Source organism: Ferruginibacter profundus (genome assembly GCF_054783275.1).
The window spans coordinates 2,318,906-2,339,377 of the sequence record NZ_BAAGQW010000001.1; the positions used below are offsets into that span (position 1 = coordinate 2,318,906).

The 20,472-nt window shown below is 39.4% G+C and carries 9 protein-coding genes; 2 read left to right on the plus strand and 7 right to left on the minus strand.

Annotated features, from left to right (window positions below; translation table 11 throughout):
- Nucleotides 1-37: 37 nt before the first annotated feature.
- Nucleotides 38-973: a hypothetical protein gene (locus ACYVM0_RS09905; RefSeq protein ID WP_460556171.1), complete on the plus strand. Its 936-nt coding sequence runs from the start codon at nt 38-40 to the stop codon at nt 971-973.
- Here ACYVM0_RS09905 and ACYVM0_RS09910 read toward each other — a convergent pair whose 3' ends face one another.
- The 5 genes from ACYVM0_RS09910 to ACYVM0_RS09930 form a co-directional block, all read right to left on the minus strand.
- Nucleotides 974-4,321: a VCBS repeat-containing protein gene (locus tag ACYVM0_RS09910; RefSeq protein WP_460556173.1), complete on the minus strand. Its 3,348-nt coding sequence runs from the start codon at nt 4,319-4,321 to the stop codon at nt 974-976.
- Between the two features lie 5 nt (nt 4,322-4,326).
- Nucleotides 4,327-7,677 (minus strand): VCBS repeat-containing protein, encoded by a 3,351-nt coding sequence (locus ACYVM0_RS09915; RefSeq protein ID WP_460556175.1) that lies wholly within the window; start codon nt 7,675-7,677, stop codon nt 4,327-4,329.
- A 47-nt stretch (nt 7,678-7,724) separates the two neighbouring features.
- Nucleotides 7,725-11,102, minus strand: coding sequence for a VCBS repeat-containing protein (locus tag ACYVM0_RS09920; RefSeq protein ID WP_460556178.1), 3,378 nt, complete (start codon nt 11,100-11,102; stop codon nt 7,725-7,727).
- Between the two features lie 92 nt (nt 11,103-11,194).
- Nucleotides 11,195-12,868 (minus strand): RagB/SusD family nutrient uptake outer membrane protein, encoded by a 1,674-nt coding sequence (locus ACYVM0_RS09925; RefSeq protein ID WP_460556181.1) that lies wholly within the window; start codon nt 12,866-12,868, stop codon nt 11,195-11,197.
- Nucleotides 12,869-12,897: 29 nt separating this feature from the next.
- On the minus strand, nt 12,898-15,867 hold the full coding sequence (locus ACYVM0_RS09930; RefSeq protein ID WP_460556184.1) for a SusC/RagA family TonB-linked outer membrane protein: 2,970 nt from the start codon (nt 15,865-15,867) through the stop codon (nt 12,898-12,900).
- A gap of 280 nt (nt 15,868-16,147) precedes the next feature.
- Here ACYVM0_RS09930 and ACYVM0_RS09935 point away from each other — a divergent pair, with 280 nt between their 5' ends.
- Nucleotides 16,148-17,119, plus strand: a complete 972-nt coding sequence (locus ACYVM0_RS09935) for a LacI family DNA-binding transcriptional regulator (protein ID WP_460556187.1) — start codon at nt 16,148-16,150, stop codon at nt 17,117-17,119.
- Between the two features lie 83 nt (nt 17,120-17,202).
- Here the strand turns inward: ACYVM0_RS09935 and ACYVM0_RS09940 are convergent, their stop codons facing one another.
- The gene (locus tag ACYVM0_RS09940; protein ID WP_460556190.1) at nt 17,203-18,948 is read right to left on the minus strand and encodes a glycoside hydrolase family 13 protein; all 1,746 of its coding nucleotides are present in this window, start codon (nt 18,946-18,948) and stop codon (nt 17,203-17,205) included.
- Between the two features lie 158 nt (nt 18,949-19,106).
- Nucleotides 19,107-20,375, minus strand: coding sequence for a sterol desaturase family protein (locus ACYVM0_RS09945; protein WP_460556193.1), 1,269 nt, complete (start codon nt 20,373-20,375; stop codon nt 19,107-19,109).
- Nucleotides 20,376-20,472 lie beyond the last annotated feature (97 nt).

Consider the following 20,472-nt stretch of genomic DNA (forward strand, 5'->3'; position numbering starts at 1 on the left):
CAAACCGCATTTTTTTTAAGCTATTTTAATTATCAATATGAAAAAATGGATCTTAGGTCTTTTGTTTATTGCCGTTATTGCAGTGGGCAGTATTTATATTTTAATCCCCGGCGATATTACGGTATCTGAGGTACGGTATATTAAAACTTTCCGTGCTGCTGTAGCCAAATTACTTACCAGTAAGGAAAAGATAAACCAGTGCTTTGGAAATGTTGCTGCTAAAACAGACAGTACCTTTACATACAAAGGTTTTACTTTTAGTGTAAGCAAGATCATTTTTAATGGTAACATAATTGGTATTACTTCGGATGCGATAAATGTACAAAGCAATTTGATTCCGCTGGAGATGACAACCGATTCTTCATCGTTGCATTGGGTGGCGGTAATACCTGCAGGCTCAAACCCTTTCAACAGGTTAAAATATTATTACGCTGCAAAAAAATTAAAAGAAAGTATGGCCGGCCTGATGGACGAAATGAAAACCTACCTGGAACACCCGCTGAATATTTACGGTATTGAAGTAAAGGAAATACGGCTGTCAGATTCCTTACTGATCAGTACAAAAAGCAGCAGCAACCATCAACCTGGTGTGGATGAAATATACGGACAGGTAAAAAAATTACAGGACTATGCCAGCAGCCAGGGCGCTTCGGCAACCAATTCCCCGATGCTGAATGTAAGACAGATAGATTCATCCCATTATGAATTTATGGTAGGCCTTCCTGTTAACAAACAAGTTTCTGAAACAGCCGACATTCATATTAAGCTGATGCCACCCGGAGGCAAGATGCTGATAACGGAGATTAAAGGTGGCCCGAATACGATCAGAAACAGCATGAAATTATTTGATATTTATAAAGAAGATGCCAAAAGAACAAGCCCTGCCATCCCTTTTGAATTACTGATCACTAACAGGGCTGCAGAACCTGATACCTCTAAATGGATCACGAGGTTGTATTACCCGGTAATGTAGTTATTGTGGTTTTGTAAAACGGATAACCCTGAGGCTGTCATTGTTTTTAGCCAGTATAAATGCAGGCTGATGATTAATAGTGATAGGTGCTATATGACGCACCTGCCCTTTAACCTGTAAGCCGTTTATATTTTCTGTTTCAAATTTACCATTGCCCTTGTTGATAAGGAGCGTACCAAAATCTGCATCGTAGCGCCCCATCTGAATATTGTTATCGTAGTAATTGCCCATCAGCAATACATCAGGCAGTTTATCAGCATTGGCATCTACCACCACTGCAGTACGGTAAGAGGTCAACTGCGCCTGCCAGGGCAAAGCTTCGGTAGTAAAATTTAAATTCCCCTTGTTGATCAATACTGCATTAGAAAAATAATCTACTGTTGATACCTGTGCAGACTTAAGTTTTGCATCCGTAAAAATTTCATCCAATGTTGCTTTTGCAAAATCTGCTGCATACAAGAATTTCTTTTTTATAAAAGGCAACTGCTTTTGTAATTCATCTTTTGTGGTAAACGGAATTTCTTTTCCTCCAACATAATAAGTGAGTACCTGGTCGTTTTTACCATCTCCGTCAAAATCATTATAGTATAACCGTACAGGTTGTTCCGGGGTAGCATGCAACCGTGAGTTTAAACCAAGGTTACCGGCAATAAGCGAAGTATTGCCATCATTGTTCATGTCAACCGGCAATAGAAAATTCCACCATCCTTTATTGGTGCTCAGCGCTTGTTTGGTAAATACCCTGTTGGTATTAATGAATGCATCAATACCTCCCCATTCACAACAAACCAACAGGTCTTTATCGCCATCTTTGTCAATATCAAACCACAAAGCATTTGTAACCATGCCTTCGTTAGCCAGTTCTGCGGCATACTGGTTGGTTACATCTTTAAATTTTCCTGTGCCGTCGTTTTGTAATAAATATGATACCGGCATTTTTCCATAATTCCATGGTACTACCCTGCCGCCAATAAAAAGATCGGTAAAGCCATCGCCATTAAAATCATAGGGAACAATACAGGACTGCGTTTCAAAAATATCCCCGAAAGCATTTTCCAGTTTTGTAAAATTTGCCTTGCCGTCATTTAAATAAACACGGGGTTTTAAATGCTCATCAGTACCATAGTATTCATTGCCGCCACTTGCAATTACAAGATCAACATGCCCGTCATTATTTACATCAATAAATTGTGCACCTGCATCTTCACACATACTGTCCAATGCCATTGCCGGTTGATCAAGCCGGGTAAATTTACCATCGGCCTGTTGTAAAAAAATGGCATTCTTAAATGTTCGGGAAGCGCCGATAAAAACATCTTCCAGCCCATCATGATTAATATCCCCAACTGCCAAAGCTGGCCCTTCAGTTGATACCATGTGCGGAATTAAAAACTCCCGGTTAAATTCAATGAATGAATTTTCCTTGTGTACATAATTTAAACCGGTTTGCGCAGTGATATCTTCCATTGGCCGGGTTTCGTTTTTATGAAAACCCGTAATTCTTGCATAGCTGAATTTGGGCAGGCCTTTTACGTAAGTAAAACTCAGTGCTGATGTTTTTGTAGCTAAGTCAATTTTTTGAAAACTATTATCGGGCCATACTAAAAAAGCAGAGTCAACTTTTGTATTGGTGAGCCCGATGTGCAAAGGTTCTTCCATACTGGATTCAAATCCCCTTGCCGGATTTTTTTCATAGGTTCTTATACTACTGTCTGCATACAAAATTATTTTAGCCCCAATGGCATTACTATTGGCAGCCGGGCCATTTAATTTTATTGCAGCAAAAAGTTTATCTTTTTTATCGTTGCTTTTATTCCGGTATACCAGTACGGGCTGGTTAACATTATTGACCACCACATCAAGGTCTCCATCATTATCAAGATCTGCATATACTGCCCCGTTGGAAAAAGTAGGCAGGGCATCTGCCGTGTTAATGTCTTCAAACTGCAAATTCCCCTTGTTGCGAAAAAAACGGTTAGGGATTTTTATCTCGGGAAATTTATTGACCAGCGCCATATCCTTTTCGCCACTTTTACTGCCATGCAATTGCTTTTGTATCTCACCATCCGAAATAAAATTAGCATAATCCATATCATTCATACGCTTGGGAATGCCATTGGATATAAAGAGATCTTTCAGCCCATCGTTATCAAAATCCATCCAAAGCGGTGCCCAGCTCCAGTCGGATGCATAGATACCCGAATACAATCCAGTTTCGCTGAACATGCCGTTGCGCCTGTTATATTGAAAATTATTCCTGGTGTATTGATAGTTGTAGCCGATACTTATTTTGTGATAAAAAATATCGTACTCATCTTCCCCCAATGAACGTTTTAAAATATAAGGATCAGAAGGAAGCATATCCACAGAGATAATTTCAGGGTACCCGTCATTGTTAACATCGGCTACATCAACACCCATAGAAAACTGGCTGGTATGCATCAGCATGTCGCTTCCCTGCTCTTTAAAAGTGCCATCGTGCTGGTTTATATAGAGGTAATCATTTTCGTGAAAGTCGTTACCCACATAAAGATCAGGCCATCCATCCAGGTTAATATCAGCAACAGCAATACCCAGGCCATAGCTTATTGCAGAACTGTTGATCCGGCTTGCTTTTGTAACATCTGTAAAATGATTATTGCCATCATTGCGGAACATGCGATCGCCGGATAATACATTGTAGGTGCCCAGAAAATCCTGGCGTGGTGCAAAAGTGCCATTCTGATGAACAGAATGGTTCAACAAAAACATATCCAGGTCGCCATCCATATCATAATCAAAAAATGCGGCCTGTGTGCTGAAGCCGGAAAAATCCAGCCCGTATTGGGTAGTTTCATCAGCGTAATAGGGTATCCCGTCAGTAATACCTTTACAGATCAGCAGCTGATTTTTTCCGTGTAAAATTTCGTAGTTACCTACTTTGCAGATATACAGATCGAGTAAGCCATCGTTATTAATATCAATAACGGAAACGCCTGTACTCCATGATCTGTCCAGGGGTATTTTAGCTGCAGCTGTTACATCACGGAATTTTAAATTGCCTTCGTTCAGGTACATTTTACTCTCTTCCTGGTTGGCGGCAAAAAAAAGATCGATCTTACCATCATTATTAAAATCGCCTGCGCCCACTCCTGCACCATTGTAAAAATACATGTAATGAAACATGTTGAAAGAATCCGTTGGGGTTAGCGTATTGGCAAAATGTAATCCTGTTTGTGCATCAGTTAATGTTTCAAATAAAGAAGGAGTTGCCGGCTGCAACTTCTCCTCGTGCCCGTTACAAGACGCCGCAGTAACAAGAACGTATAAGAACGCCAGCCTGGTGATATTTTTAATACTAGTGTACATGAATACTAATTCGTTTTTTTGTTTTTTGATGCCGGCGCCTGCAATTGAAATAAAACCGGCACCATATCATTTTGAAGGAATAAAAACTCCCGGCCTTTTTTAGTAATAACGGGTTGTATATCCCTCGTCATTCCTTTTAAGGCCAGGCCGGAAAACGGCAACAGCGTAAAGTTTGCTTTGCCATCATTTACTAATACCTGGCCGGCACTGGCATCCAGCCTACCCAGTTGTGGTTGAAAATTAAATTCATTGCCGCCAAGTATAAGGTCCGGAGCACCATCAAAATTCAGGTCCTTACAAACAATTGCTTTTACACAAGACATCTGTACCATTACCGGTAACGGCTGCATGGTAAATTTACCATTACCATTGTTTATTGCAATTACAGAAGCTGTATAGTTGATTTTTTTGATCACTGCTTTTTTTAATTGCTCCGGCGTAAATAATTCCTCCATTGATTTATTGGCATATTCTGCGTAATGCAGGTTTTGTTTTTTCAAAAATGGTAATTCATCCTGGATATCACGTTTCATAAAAACCGGCTTATCTTTTCCGGCAACGGTTTTAGTTACGATCTTATCGATTCTTCCGTTATCATCAAAATCACCATAACACAATTTTAAAGGATTTTTTTCATCCGGGTGCAAATTGAAATTCTCCCCGATATTTCCGAGTACCAGGTCTTCCCTTCCATCTCCGTTAAGGTCTGCAACAGCAACAGCCTGCCACCAGCCGTATAAGCTATCCATACTGGTGCTTATTTTTTCAAAATGATCCTGACTGAATTTATATACCTGCGGGCTCATCCATGCACCGGCAAGCACCAGCTCTTTTGTTGTATCGCCATCCACATCACACATTACAGCACTGTTTATCATTCCTGCAACATTAATACCACCCAGTTTATTGTCGGGCATTTCTGTAAAGATTCCTTTGCCATTATTGATATAGATATGGCTTTGCGGTGTTACACCATACTCCTGCGTTACCCCATTGGCACCAACAAAAATATCCAGGTCATTATCACCATCAAAATCATAGGCCACCGCAATGCCGGTATTATCTTTATTCAGTGGAAAAGAATTATAACCGATCTTAAAATTCCCCATTCCATCGTTGATGAATAAACGATGTTGTAATGGCCTTGTAGCAGGTTCGGCATTATTACCTCCTGCGCCTATAAATAAATCCATATCGCCATCCCCATCTGCATCAAAAAACAAAACAGCCGCATCTTCAAATTCTGCAAATTGTTTCAGATCGGCAATATCTTTTTTTACAAACCCATCAACTGTCTGAAGATACAGCTGGCCATAATGCAACGAGGTGCCGCTGATAAAGATATCCTGCATACCATCACCATTAACATCTGCAACGGCTGCTTTGGGCCCCTGGTGCGACAGCATTTCCGGGATGCCTTTCTCCCGGTAAAAATCGGTATAGTCTGGTTGCTGATGCTTATCAAATATTGAAGGCACCTGGGTCAGCAGAGGAGTTATTTTTTTTTCTTCCGGTACTTTTATTTTACTACTGTTGGCTGGTTTTGCCAGCACTGTTACTTTATTAATGTCCGGATGAATGATTGTAGTGAAGGTAAGATCGGGCCAGAAAACGGTCATGGAATCAACGGTTGTTTTGTTTCCTATACCAATGATCTGTTTATAATCAACTGATGATTGAAAGCCGCGGCTGGGCATTATTTCTTTGCTTAATTGCTGGTTACCTTCATAAACAACAATTTTAGCACCTACTGCAAATGTATTTTTATTAGTTCCCTGCAAAGAAATACCAAAGTAATTATTATGGTTTTGTTCCCTGCTGTTATTTTTAAAGATCATTGCCGGTTCATTCACATTGTTCACCACAATATCCAGGTCGCCATCATTATCCAGGTCTGCATAAGCTGCTCCGTTGCTGAAGGAGTTTTGTACAAATCCCCAGTTTTCGCCCTCGTCGGCAAATTTAAGGTTGCCCAGGTTCCTGTACATTTTATTAGGTACGGCAATAGAAGGAATTTTACTGACTAATTCAGTAAGGTCTTTTTTACCGGTGGCAATCATTTTTTGTTTGATCGCATTGGCATCAAAATCTAAAAAATCCTGGTTGGTAAGATCCCTGAAAATACCATTGCATACATACAGGTCGTTAAGCCCGTCATTATCTGCGTCAAAGATCAATGCGCCCCAGCTCCATTCAGAGGCATTTACACCACTATAATTTGCTATATCAATAAATTTACCGTTGCCGGTATTCAACTGCAAGGTATTTTGTAAAAACTGGTGGTGAAAATCATTTCTTTCCTTCAAACGGTATTGATCAATATCATCGAAGCTTAAAGTTGTTTTCAGCCGGTAGTCATCCGCCGGCAGCATATCGGTTGTAAATATTTCAGGGTACCCGTCATTGTTGATATCAGCAACATCAGCACCCATTGAGGCATAGCTGGTATGCTGCACCCTGTCATCCAGTTCATCTTTAAATGTTCCGTTTTGCTGATTGATGTACAGGTAGTCCCTTTCAAAAAAATCATTGGATACATAAATATCAGGATAATGATCGCCATTAATATCACCAACGGTTATACCCAAACCAAAACTCATCAGCGACCCGTGAATACCCGACTGCTGTGTTACTTCTGTAAAATGCCCGTTATCGTTCCTATACAGGTGGTCACCACCACCTTTCAAATTATCTGCTACTGCCCATTTAGCGGCAATAAGATCACGCTGGTGCGGATACCCCAAACTGCTTACTGCCACAGGGCTGTTGTTTATTATAAAGCAATCGAGATCGCCATCCATATCATAATCAAAAAAACTGGCTTGCGTGGAATAACCTGAATCGGCAAGGCCAAATTCGGCTGCACGCTCTGTAAAACTAAGATCATGATTATTGATGTAGAGTTGGTTCTTTCTTAACGCAGCATTGTTCATATTGCCTGCATTGCATACATAAATATCCAGCCAGCCATCATTGTTGATATCTGCCAGTACAACGCCGGTACTAAACTGCAACTTATCAGCAAAGCCAGCCTTTGCAGAAATATCTTCAAACTTAAAATTGCCCTTGTTTAAAAATAATTTATTACTGCCCTGGTTAGCTGTAAAAAAAACATCCGGTAAACCGTCATTATTAATGTCTCCTATACCCACTCCTCCGCCATTGTAAAAATTGCGGTAGTTAAAAATATTGATGGAATCGTTATCCTGTACTTTATTGTTGAAGATGATGCCCGTATTATCCATCGATTGAAAAAGCACCGGAGCCTGCCGTTCTTTTTCCTTTTGCCTGCAGGATGACAAGGCTATTAAAATAACAACCACTACAAGCCATCTGTTATTACTTTTTGCAAGCATTGCAGTCTTTTTCCCTGTTATGTCGGCGTACCGTTTCACTTATGTACTTACTTTGTTTTACTATTATTGGTATAGGGCCAGCTATTTATTTTATATAAAACAGGATAATCATTATTCTGCAAAAACAGCAGTGCATCGGTTTTGTTCAGTTTTATCTTTTCAATATCCCTTACCACCCCACGCAAATGCAACCCGCTTTCAAAAGGGCCCTGCCAGGTAAACCCGCCTTTGCCATTATTGATAAGCACATCGCCAAAACTTGCATCCAGTCTTTCGTATTGTGGTAAAAAACCAAACTGGTTACCTCCCAATACCAGGTCGGCAAAACCATCATTATTCAGGTCGGTACAATAAACAGCGTTTATACAACTCAGTTGTGTCATCAATGGTAATTTTTGAATTGTAAAATTGCCATTGCCATTGTTAACCGCTATTACAGAAGAGCAATAGTTGAATTGCTTTACAGTGCCCTTACTTAACACCTGTGGAGTAAACAGTTCCTGTATTGATTTTTTAGCGTAATCAATGTGTTTAAGGTTATTCTTTTTTATTACCGGCAATTGTTCTTCCAGGTCACGCTTAACTACAACGGGTTTATCTTTTCCGTCAATAGTATATGTAACCACTTTATCTACCGTGCCGTTCTGATCAAAATCATTCAGCCATAATTTTACAGGTTCTCCTGCAGCAGGATGCAGGTAAAAATTCTCGCCGATATTTCCAATTACCAGGTCCTGTTTGCCATCATTATTTACGTCTGCCACACAAATGGTTTGCCACCAGCCAAATAAATCATCCAGGTTTGTTTTTATTTCTTCAAACCGGTCTTTCTTAAAAGAAAAAATCCGGGGTGTCATCCATTCTCCGGCAACGATCAGTTCTTTTGCCGTATCACCTGCAACATCTGCCCACACCGCATTCGTCACCATTCCAATTTTTGATATGTCGGGATTTTTGCTTGCCGCAATATCTGTAAAATGTCCGTTACCGTCATTTACAAAAAGAAAACTCGTAGGGTTTTCTCCGTACACCTGCGGATAATTCCTGGCACCAATAAAAATATCCGGGTTGCCATCTTTATTAAAATCGTTTACTGCAGCTACCGCTATGTTCATCCCTGTTGCCGGAAAAGCATTGATATCAATGGTAAAATTTCCTTTACCATCATTTTTAAATAACCGCAATTGCATCTCCCTGCTGTTGACCTCGTTATTATTTCCCCCGGGACAGATCAACAGATCAAGATCGCCGTCATGATCGCAATCAAATAAATTTACAGCCACCTCTTCAAAAGATAAAAACTGCTGAAAAGCTTTTTCTTCCTTTTTTACAAATACGCCATTTGCATTTTGAAAATACAATTGCCCTCCATGTACGGGTGTACCGCCGATATATACATCCTCCAGCCCATCGCCGTTTACATCACCCACTGCAGCTTTGGGCCCTTCCTGTGAAAGCATCCGCGGAATATTTCTTTCTGCATAAAAATCCACCACATCGTTTTCCTGGTGTTTATCAAAAATTGTTGGCAAGGGAGAAAAAATAGTTGCTGTTGCTGCCATTGGTGTGGCATCAGCTATTTCTTTTTCATCGTCCTGCTGTACTACCAGCAATTGATCAATTGCCGGGCGAATGAATTTTTTAATTGTACGGTTGGGCCAGGTAATCACCAATGAATCAACCGCAGTAAGCTTGCCGATACCAATTACCTGTTTGTAATCAACAGAAGATTGAAACCCCCTGCTTGGTATTACTTCACGTGTAAGCACCTGCCCGTTTACATAAGCTTGTATTTTGCTGCCCACAGCAAATGTATTTTGCCCTTTTCCTTTTAATAAAATTTCGAGATAGTTGTTTTTATTCAGTTCTCTTGCATTGCTTTTGTAAACAAATGCCGGCTGGTTCTCATTATTAACAATAAGGTCCAGATCGCCATCATTATCAAGATCGGCATAGGCAGCTCCGTTGGAAAAAGTAGTTTGGGTAAATCCCCATTCATCACCAATATCAGTAAATTTCAATTGGTGATCATTTCTGTACACTTTATTTTTAAGCGGTGTTTTCGGAATTTCTTTCAGCACCCGGTCTACTTCATCTTTCTTACCGGTCAATATCATATTATGCACCACATCATTAGCAAAAAAATTCATGAAGTCTAGATCCGTTACATCATGATTAACACCGTTACATACATAAATATCATTCCAGCCATCGTTATCCATATCAAATAGTAAAGCACCCCAGCTCCAATCGGTAGCGCTTACACCGGCATAATTACCTATATCAATAAAATCGCCGTTCTTACTATTCAGCTGCAAACAATTTTTTACATAATGATAATAAAACCCTGCTTTTACTTTCCGGTTAAACATATCAATATCATCAAAAGCACCTGTAGTTTTTATCCTGTAGTCAGAAAGCGGCAACATATCAGTGGTAAAAATATCAGGATAGCCGTCGTTGTTGATATCGGCAATATCGGCCCCCATGGAAGAAAAACTGGTATGTTGCATTTTTTCTTCCAGCATATCTTTAAATGTACCGTTCTTTTGATTGATATACATGTAATCCCTTTCGTAAGAATCATTAGCTACATAAACATCAGGGTACCCGTCCCCGTTAATATCACCAACGGAAACCCCCATGCCAAAACTTATCAATGTTCCATGAATGCCCGCCTGCTGTGTTACTTCAGTAAATTTGCCATTATCATTTCTAAAGAGATGATCTCCGCCACCTTTTAAAAACTGGCCCACCGGCCATTTACTTTCCAGCAGATCTCTCTGGTTGGCAAACTCCAGTTGATTTACGGGTATGGGACTGTTATTGATCATAAAACAATCCAGGTCGCCATCATCATCGTAATCAAAAAATGAAACCTGTGTGGTGTAGGCTGAAATATCTAATCCATATTGTGCGGCGGATTCTGTAAAGGTAACCTCGCCGCTGCCCTTTCCACCGGCAGAGGGGGAAAGGTGATTGTTGATATACAATTTATTTTTCCGGTTACCGGTTTGCATGTGGCCGGAAGAACAAACATAAATATCCAGCCAGCCATCTCCGTTCACATCTGCAAATACCACACCGGTATTCCATTTATCATCTTCAATTATACCAGCTGACCGGGAGATGTCATCAAACTTCAGGTTGCCTTTATTGAGGTATAGTTTATTGTTGCCGGCATTGGAGGTAAGGAACACATCTGCCAGGCCATCGTTATTGATATCACCAATGGCAACGCCGCCGCCGTTATAAAAATTCCGGAATAAAAAACTGTTTTCTTTTTTTCCATCAGTCACTTCGTTTACAAAATTAATCCCCGTATCATTTACCAGTTCAAACAAGGTTTGCTTTGGTTTTGATGTACAGGAGTTGAGTAACAGGAAACACAAAACAATAAGGCATCTGGTACACAAGTTCGTCATAACTGATTTTCAGAAAGTATCAATAAAAAAAGAAAGGCCAATTGAATTGACCTTTCTCAAAGTTAGAATATAATATGATTAAACATGGTTAATTAATAGCCAGGATTTTGTACCAGGTTTGGATTTGCTGCCAACGCCTGACTTGGAACAGGGAATACCAGGTATTTAGGATCATCTGTTGGTTTATACTGCCAGGTTTTTAAGAACATACCAAAGCGGATCAGGTCTGTTCTGCGTACTTTTTCCCAATATAATTCTCTACCTCTTTCAGCTAATAAAGTTTTAGGATCTTCCACATTAGCAGCATTAGCTAAAACCAATGGCCCAACCAACGGAGCAGCTTTTCTTGCTACCCTTAAGCCGTTCACCAAAGCAAGCGCACCGGCTGCATCAGGTGCAGCAGCACGTAATTTTGCTTCTGCAACCATTAATACCACATCAGCATACCTGAAGATCACTTCATCATTACCTGCATTGTTCTGGTAGTAGGTAGAACCGTTACTGAAATCAGGGCCATATTTTTCAACACGGATACCAGTAATTTCAAGGTTGTTTCCTGTTTCTTTCATATCATTTGCGATAGCAGGATCAAATGCCAGGTTATTGGCAGGCGTTTTCCTGTCTTTTAATGCAACACCATTTTCGTTGTATTGCTGGCCAATCATAAAGCCCGGTCTTTGTCCTGAAGCATTGGTTACACCAGGGTAATACCTTCCGCCAACTCTTGAATCAACAGCAGTATCAGCATAACGTCCGCTTTTATCAGTAGCATAATTAGTAACACCCACCATTGGGGTTACAGCGCCAAAACTATTATAGAAATCACTGATAGTTGTAAAGCCATTCCATCCTGCATTAGGATTGGTGCTGGTTTCCTGGTTGTAATGCAATGTTCTGCACCACTCTCCCCTAACGTCACTAACATTTGAAGAAGAACCGGAATTATTAATAATGGTAAAGATGTTTTCAGTAGAAGCACCATTATTAACATCAAAGTTTTTGAAATACTCATTCATGTAACTGTAGTTACCACTGGAAATTATGCTGTTACCAATAGTAATAACCTGTTGCATATCTGCATCTGCAAATGTTGGGGTAGCCCTGTTATTCCATGCACCCCTGTTCAGGTAACATTTCATCAATAAGGTATTACCTGCATTTTTTGTAGCCACACCTGCTCCACCGGTAGTAGGTAAATTAGGAATAGCAGCAGTTAATTCGTCAATGATAAACTGAGATGCAGCGGCACCGGTTTTTACAGTTGGCGCATTCAATAAATTATCCCCGGGATTTCTTACAGGGTATTGTCCGTAAAGATCCAACAGGTAATACAATGCTATAGCCCTTAAGAATTTTGCCTGTGCTGCCTGTGAAGGTGAAGGAGAAAATCCTAACACGTTGGTAGCATCAAAGTTTAATTTATTTAAAGCATTGAATACATTTAATACATAAGCATGATCAGCATTCCAGGTATGGTTATGCAACACACGCCAAACACCATTATCATCCCAGTCGCCACCTCTTGTTGGTACCAGTGCTTCGTCAGTTACGTTTTCTTCCAGGCAGAAAAGCAGGTCCTGTGCAGTAAATGGTCCGCCTAAATCGGCATAGGCACCTTGCAATAATAACCCCACACCTGCCGAACCCAGGGCGTTAGCAGTTTGCCCGTTGGTCAACCTGCTATTTAAACTCTCGTCCAGCTTAGTACAACTTGCCATTGTAACTAAAAGCAGGGAGAGTATTTTAATATTTTTATACTTTATCATAAATTTTGATTTTATAATGAATTATAGGATTATAGTGAAAATTTAAAGCCAAATGATATAGCCCTTGCCGTTGGGTAAGGTATATATTCAATTGAACGTGATGGGTAATTATTGTTGCTCTTATCTACGTTAACTTCCGGATCAAATCCAGAGAATTTAGTGATCACAAACAAATTGGTTGCGTTAACAAATGCATTCAGATTTTTAACATACTTACCTGCATTACCAATGTTATAAGATAATGAAACGTTTCTCAGCTTAAAGAAGTTTCCTTTTTCCAAAAACCTTGTAGAAGCACCTACCGGACTACTTGTTTTTTCTGCAGAATTATAGGCATTCTTATCAATGTTTCTGCCATTAGAAATACCAGAAATATTGGTAACACTGGTAGCTGTATTATTGTAAATTAAGAAACCTGCTGCACCACCGCAATTGATTACCAGATTCAATTTTTTATACCTTAAGGTTGAGCTAATACCGTAGTTATCTTTCGGATTAGGGTCACCTGCAATAGCCGGATTAGTACCAATGATCTGGTTGCCGCTGGCATCAAAACCACCAAATGCTTTTAAGTAGTATGCGTTAACCGGTTGGTTATTGGTAATAATCTGACCTAATGTACCTGACACTCCCTGCCCGTTGATCTGGCCGGTTTGTATTTTGATATCCTGTCCGTTTTGAGTAAAATTCTTTAACAGATTCTTGTTGTGGGCATAATTAAACCTTACATCCCAGGAAAGATCCGCTTTTTCAATCACACTTGCACCAAGGCTGATTTCTATACCATTGTTTATCAGGTTAGCTGGTAAATTGATAAAATATACTGAAGCTGGTGCTGGTTGAATAGCTGTGCTTTGGTATAGTATTTTAGTTGTGTTTTTGTTGTAATAGTCAATACTTCCGTAAATTTTTCCATTCTTGCTGTTAAAGTCAAGTCCTATATTAAAAGAATTTGTTTGTTCCCATTGAAGATCAGGATTGGCCACATTGATTTGGCTAACTGTATTGTTTTGTGTAAATAAAAACTGTTCCTGTGCAGCACCTGCCGGAAACTCCTGGTTACCTGTAATACCCCATGAAGCTCTTAATGCAAGATTAGATAAATAACTGTTGCCTTTCATAAAAGCTTCATTGCTGATGGCCCATTTAGCACCTACAGCAGGAAAGTAACCGTACTTATTATTAGCACCAAATTTACTTGATCCGTCAGCCCTTACAGAAGCAGAAAGATAGTATTTGTCAGAATAGTTAAACCCAACCCTGCCAAAATAAGATTGCAATTCAGTTTTAGGATCTATATAAATTGAAGGTGCATTTTGTGCAATTCCATTTTGTAACATTGCTGTATAAGGAATATCAATTTTAGTAGCCTGGCTCAGGTTAGTATTAAACCCTGAAGCAGAGAATGAACTATTCTGGAAATTAGTTTTCCAGTATTCGAAACCTGCTACCGCATCAAAACTTATGTTTTTAGTCAGCTCTGTTTTATAAGACAGGGTATGCGTAGTAGTTTGCGAATTTAGTTTTTGGTTAGAGATTGCACCAAAACCCTGTCCGGATAAACCAGCATAGCCTTGTAAGAAACCATAGATATTGGTATATCTTTCGCCTATACTGTTATTTAATGCAAATAAGAACTTGTACTCTAAATTATCCATTATTTTGTACCCTGCGGTAACATTACCCAAAACTGAATTTATTTTAGCTATATCATTATAACCATCCAACAATGCTAAGGGATTACCCGAACCATTGGTAGGATAAACATAGATTCCGCTTGCATCTTTAAATGCTGTTGTTGGATTCCATTGTAAGGCAGAACTGATAATATTACCTTGTGAACCTGCTGTGTTTGAAACGGCAATAATGTCTTCTGTTGTGTGGCCTGCTGTCAAGTTAAATCCCAGAGTAAGTTTTTTATCCAGAAATTTATACTGTCCTGTAAAATTTCCAACATATTTGTCCAGTTGAGAATTTTTAAAAGCACCATTAGAAGAAGAAGCTAAAAATGAAGCCCTGAATTTTCCATTTTCATTACCCCCGCTCAAAGCCATATTATAACTTTGAGATAGTTTTTTATTCATCAGTTCCTTAAACGGATCTACACTTGCTCCTTTATCCTGCCCTGTTATTGCATATTTAGATAATGCACTTCTGAATTCTCCAGCATCTAATATTTCATATTTTTTCATTAATCCGGCGTTCACACTCCAGCTTGATCCAAACTCTATTTTTGATGCTCCTGAACTTCCTGTTTTAGTTGTAATTACAATTACACCATTAGCACCACGTGAACCATAGATAGCTGCTGAAGCTGCATCTTTTAAAACGGTGATATCCTGAATGTCGTTTGGATTTACAAATATTAATGGGTTAGCATCGGGAGTAGAACCAAAAACACCGGTTCCAAAATTTGGTCTTGCAGACCTTCCATCTAATGGAACACCATCTATTACATATAAAGGATTACCACCCGCCCTGATAGAGTTGTTACCCCTGATTTTAACTGTGGCAGCACTACCTGGCTGACCTCCATTACTGGTAACTTCCAACCCTGCAACTTTGTTTTGAAGAAGCTGATCAGGAGCTGCAATAACCCCCTGGTTAAAATCTTTGGCTTGTACTGAAGCTACAGCACCAGTAACATCTTTTCTGCGTGCAGTACCGTAACCAATTACCACAACCTCGTTAAGGTTGGAAATGTTGGCGGCCATAGTAGCATTTACAATTCCACTATTTGCTTTTATTTCCTGTGCAGTAAACCCTGTTCCGGAAAATAACAAAGTAGCTCCGTTAGCAACTCCTGTTAATGTGTAAACACCAAGAGCATTTGTAGAGGTTCCTTTTGTAGACCCTTTTACGGTAACAGAAATCCCGGATATAGGATCTCCTTTTGAATCAGTTACCGTGCCGGTAACCGTTTGGGCTTTAGCAAACGCTGTAAACCCGATTACTGCCAGCAGGAGCATAGCAGTCTTTCTCATAATAGCAAGAAGCATAATCGTTTGGTTTTTGGAATGAACAATGAATGACAGAAAAACACAGTTTTATAACCATAGCAATAGCAAGTGCCATAAAAATTTAACGCAAAAGCAACCGAAAGGTTAAAAAAACTGTAATATTTCTGTATTAAAGCTACATTTAAATATGTCTGAAATACACACTAAATCCTTAAATTCGCTGCAAACGTTTGCGAAATTGTTTGCGAAAACGGTTGCTGTGCAAATTTTTTTATAAACCTGGTACTAATAACTTGCTGCTAATATGAACAACACTACTTTGAAAAAAATTTCAGAGATACTGGGCCTTAGTATTTCTACTATCTCCAGGGCACTAAAAAACCACCCTGATATTTCGGATAAAACCAAACAACGTGTAGTGGAGCTGGCCACCACTTTAGATTATGAACCTAATGCCAATGCCATTAACCTGCGTACCAGTAACAGTAAATTATTCGGATTGATTGTTCCCTCTATTTCCAACTGGTTTTACAATTCCTTTATTGCTGCAGTAGAAGAAGAGAGCCGCAGAAATGGTTATTCATTAATGATACTGCAATCGGGTGACGACCCTGCCATTGAAATCACTAATTTAAAACTGTGCCGGCAAAACAGGATCACCGGCTTGTTTGTTTGTATCTCGCCGGATACTGTAAACATTGAACCTTTCTTAAAATTAAAAGAACTGGATATCCCGGTAATATTTTTTGACAAAGTACCGGATAGCAGTAACTGCAATAAAGTTTGTGTTGCAGATGCCCTTTCGGCAACCCTTGCAGCTACAGCCATTGTAAATAAAAAGAAGAAGAAAGTGCTGGGCATTTTTGGTAACACACATCTTTTAATGACAAAGAAAAGACTGGAAGCTTTCAGCAATACGATTAACGAAAAAGTAAATAAAATAAAACTGATCACCGATCATGCCTCCAGCTCTGAAGAGGCGGAAGAAATAATGCTGAAACAGCTAAAAGAAAAACCGGATACCGTTTTTTGTATGAGTGATGAGATACTGATTGGTGTGATGAAAGTGATACAGCAAAAGGCATTAAAAGTACCGGAAGATATTGCGGTGATCACTATCAGCAATGGCGCTGCACCCAAATTGTATTATCCCGAAACCACTTATGTGGAAACCAGTGGCAACAAATTAGGCAAACTTGCCTTCAGCAGTATGATGGCCTGCCTTGGCGGAAGTACTTTTATACAGGAACTTACTATAGAATCGCTGCTGGTAGAAGGTGGGTCTTTATAGTGGATAATGGGTTAATTGATAATGAATAATTGTGCTGCCTACAATTGTATGCTTTGTTGTTAGTAATTCCGTAATCACAAAGTTTATTTTATTTCGTAAATAACAGCTTCGTATGGACGCAATTTTGTGTTATCATTTGGTGCAGGGTAATTGCTGAGTAAAACTTTTGCTTTGCTAACATCAATTCCAGTGTTTACACTACTTACTGTACTTCTGAAATTTAAAACGACCAGTAATTTTTTACCCTCCTGCTCCCTTGTATACGCATACACGTCGGGATTATTTTTATCGAGTAAAGTATATTTACCGTAAACCAATACCAGGTTGTCCTTACGCAGTTTAGTTAATTTTCTGAAATAATTCAGGCAGCTGTTTGCATCTTTATCCTGCGTTGCTGCATTTATAGCAGTGTAATTGCTGTTTACCTTTAGCCATGGCGTGCCGGTTGTAAAGCCTGCATTAACAGTAGTATCCCATTGATAAGGTGTACGGCCATTATCACGGCAACTGAATTTAATGGTTTCCATAAATTTTTTCATATCGCCGCCAATAGCTTTCTGATGCTGGTATTCATTCAGTGTAGGCATGTCTTTATAATCTTTAATATCATCAAAACGTATATTGGTCATACCCAGTTCATCACCATTATAATAGTAAGGTGTGCCACGCATGGTCATTAAAAAAGCAGACAGCATTTTGGAAGATACTTCCCGGAATGCAGCACTGTCATTACCAAAACGGCTGACCATTCTTGCCTGGTCGTGGTTGGCTAAATAAATAGACAACCAGCCTTTTTCTGCAAAGGCACTATCCCACCGGGTAAAAATTTCTTTTAATTTAACCACACTATACCCTTCGGGCTTAGCCAGGTCTACCGCATCAAATGCATAAGCCATATTCAGCTCATTTCTGTCGGCATCCACTAAATTATGAGCATCTTCAAAAGAATTGCCTGCACCTTCGGCCACACTCATCACATCGTATTTACTAAATACTTCTTTATGCATTTCTTTTAAATAATCATGAATGGGCGAAACCATGCCATAATATTTAATAAAATCTTTTTCGAAGCCGGCAGGAAAAGCGGGGAACGTAGTATCCTTTGCCACAAATTGAAAAGCATCCATTCTAAAACCATCAATGCCTTTATCCAGCCAGAATTTCATAATGTCGTATACTTCATTGCGCAGTTTTGGATTTTCCCAATTCAGGTCGGGTTGTTTGCGGGAAAAATAATGCAGGTAATAGGCATTGGTTAACGAGTCATATTTCCATGCATCATGGTTAATATCAAATAAACTATACCGGTAAGGAGGCTTACCTCTTTCCGCATTCCACCAGTGATAATAATTACGGTAAGGGCTTGTACGGGAACTGCGGCTTTGTTTAAACCAGTCGTGTTCATCACTGCTATGGTTTACTACCAAATCCATCACCAGTTTAATACCACGGTCATGCATACCCTTTAATAAAGCGTTGAAATCTTCCATGGTACCAAAGTCTTTCATAATGTTGCGGTAGTCGCTTATATCGTAACCATTGTCATCATTGGGAGAAGAGTAGATGGGGTTGAGCCATACGGCATCTATACCCAGGCTTTTTATATAATCCAGTTTTGAAATGATCCCTTTAAGGTCTCCTACCCCATCACCATCACTGTCTTTAAAACTACGGGGATATATCTGGTACACCACGGCTTCTTTCCACCATTTACGATCGGCAGGTGCAGCAGTATCTGCAGTTTTTTTTGTACCTGCAGTATTACATCCTGCAAAAAAAATGATACTACCAATTAAAAAAGAGATGGCGGTAAAAGCTATATTTTTCATATGCCTGGTTATTAATAAATAAGAGATGGCACTGTAATTTATTAATTGTAACTGAAAAAAAAAGTTACGGCAAATTTTTCATTGTAGCAATCGTTTGCGAAAACGGTTGATGTGTATTAATTGATGAGGACAGCCCGGGAACACCTGCCTGATTATAGTTAACTCATGGCAAGTTCTTCCCCGGCGGCTTTATTTTTTTGCTGCAGCCAGATAGCCATAAAAACAGAGAGGGCAAAATACTCAATCAGCGCATAGCTTATCAGCGAAGAAATTTTATCGGCACCAAACCAGTCGTTCATTAAAAAGATCAATGCAATGGCAACGGCACTTTTAGCTACTTCCCAAAAAATGGCATAGCGGCTGCCATCCATTAATTCGGTAAAAGCATACACGTATAAAAAAATAAATAAGCCATATACAAAAATTGCAGGTGTACCAATGGTAACAATATTGCCAAACAGGTAACTTACCAATAACAGTAATACGATCAGTTGTATCCAGCTCCATACCAATAAAGGTTTTGATTCTGATGTGGTATACTTTTTAAAATTGTATACATCGGTAATTTTATATACCGGGTATTTGGCTTCCATATCTGCAGGGCGCCAACCGGTTGGCATAAACCAGATGCGTATCTTATCTTTAAAACTCCTGGTACGCAATGCATCTTTTGTTAGCAACCATAAATGCTGAAAATTTATTTTTATCGGGTTCCAGGTATGTACGGGCCTTGTAATACCATATACAGGTGGTACTTCCTTTAACTCTTCCTGGAATGTGCCGAATATTTTATCCCAGATAATAAATATCTGCCCGAGGTTTTTATCAATGTATTCTTTATTGATGGCATGGTGTACCCGGTGGTGTGATGGTGTAACAATGATCTTTTCTAAAAAACCCATTTTGCCAATATGCTGTGTATGATACCAGAACTGAGCAAACAAATGCAATGGTGCCACAATAGCAATTACTGATGCCGGCACACCTAATATGGCAGCAGGTAATAATAAAATCACAAACAATCTTATTAATACCGAAATGCTCTGCCTTAATGCACAGGCCAGGTTAAATTCTTCGCTGCTGTGATGAATGATATGACTGTTCCAGAAAAAATTTACTTTATGATCTACCAGGTGAACCACATAGCCCGCAAAATCCAGCGCAATAAATGCAATTACATAAGTAAGCCAGGTTAGTTTAACATGCGTTACAGCAAGATGATCGAGCAGCCAGTCGTAAGAAATGATGGCAAAGCTGATACCCAGTACATCCTTGGTAACATTGGTTACCCCGGAGCTAAGGCTGGAGATCATATCCATATTCCTTACAGTGTCTTTTCCCTTGCGCCAGCCATACCATTTTTCAAATAATACCAGCAATAAAAATGCAGGCATGGCAATTAGTAAAATCTTTCCGTATTGTTCCATAATTTATAAATCTTTTCGTAACTATACACAGTTAAACGTATATTAAGAAAATATAGTGTGTATGGCAGCCGTGGCTTGTTTCAGAATACAATTTATG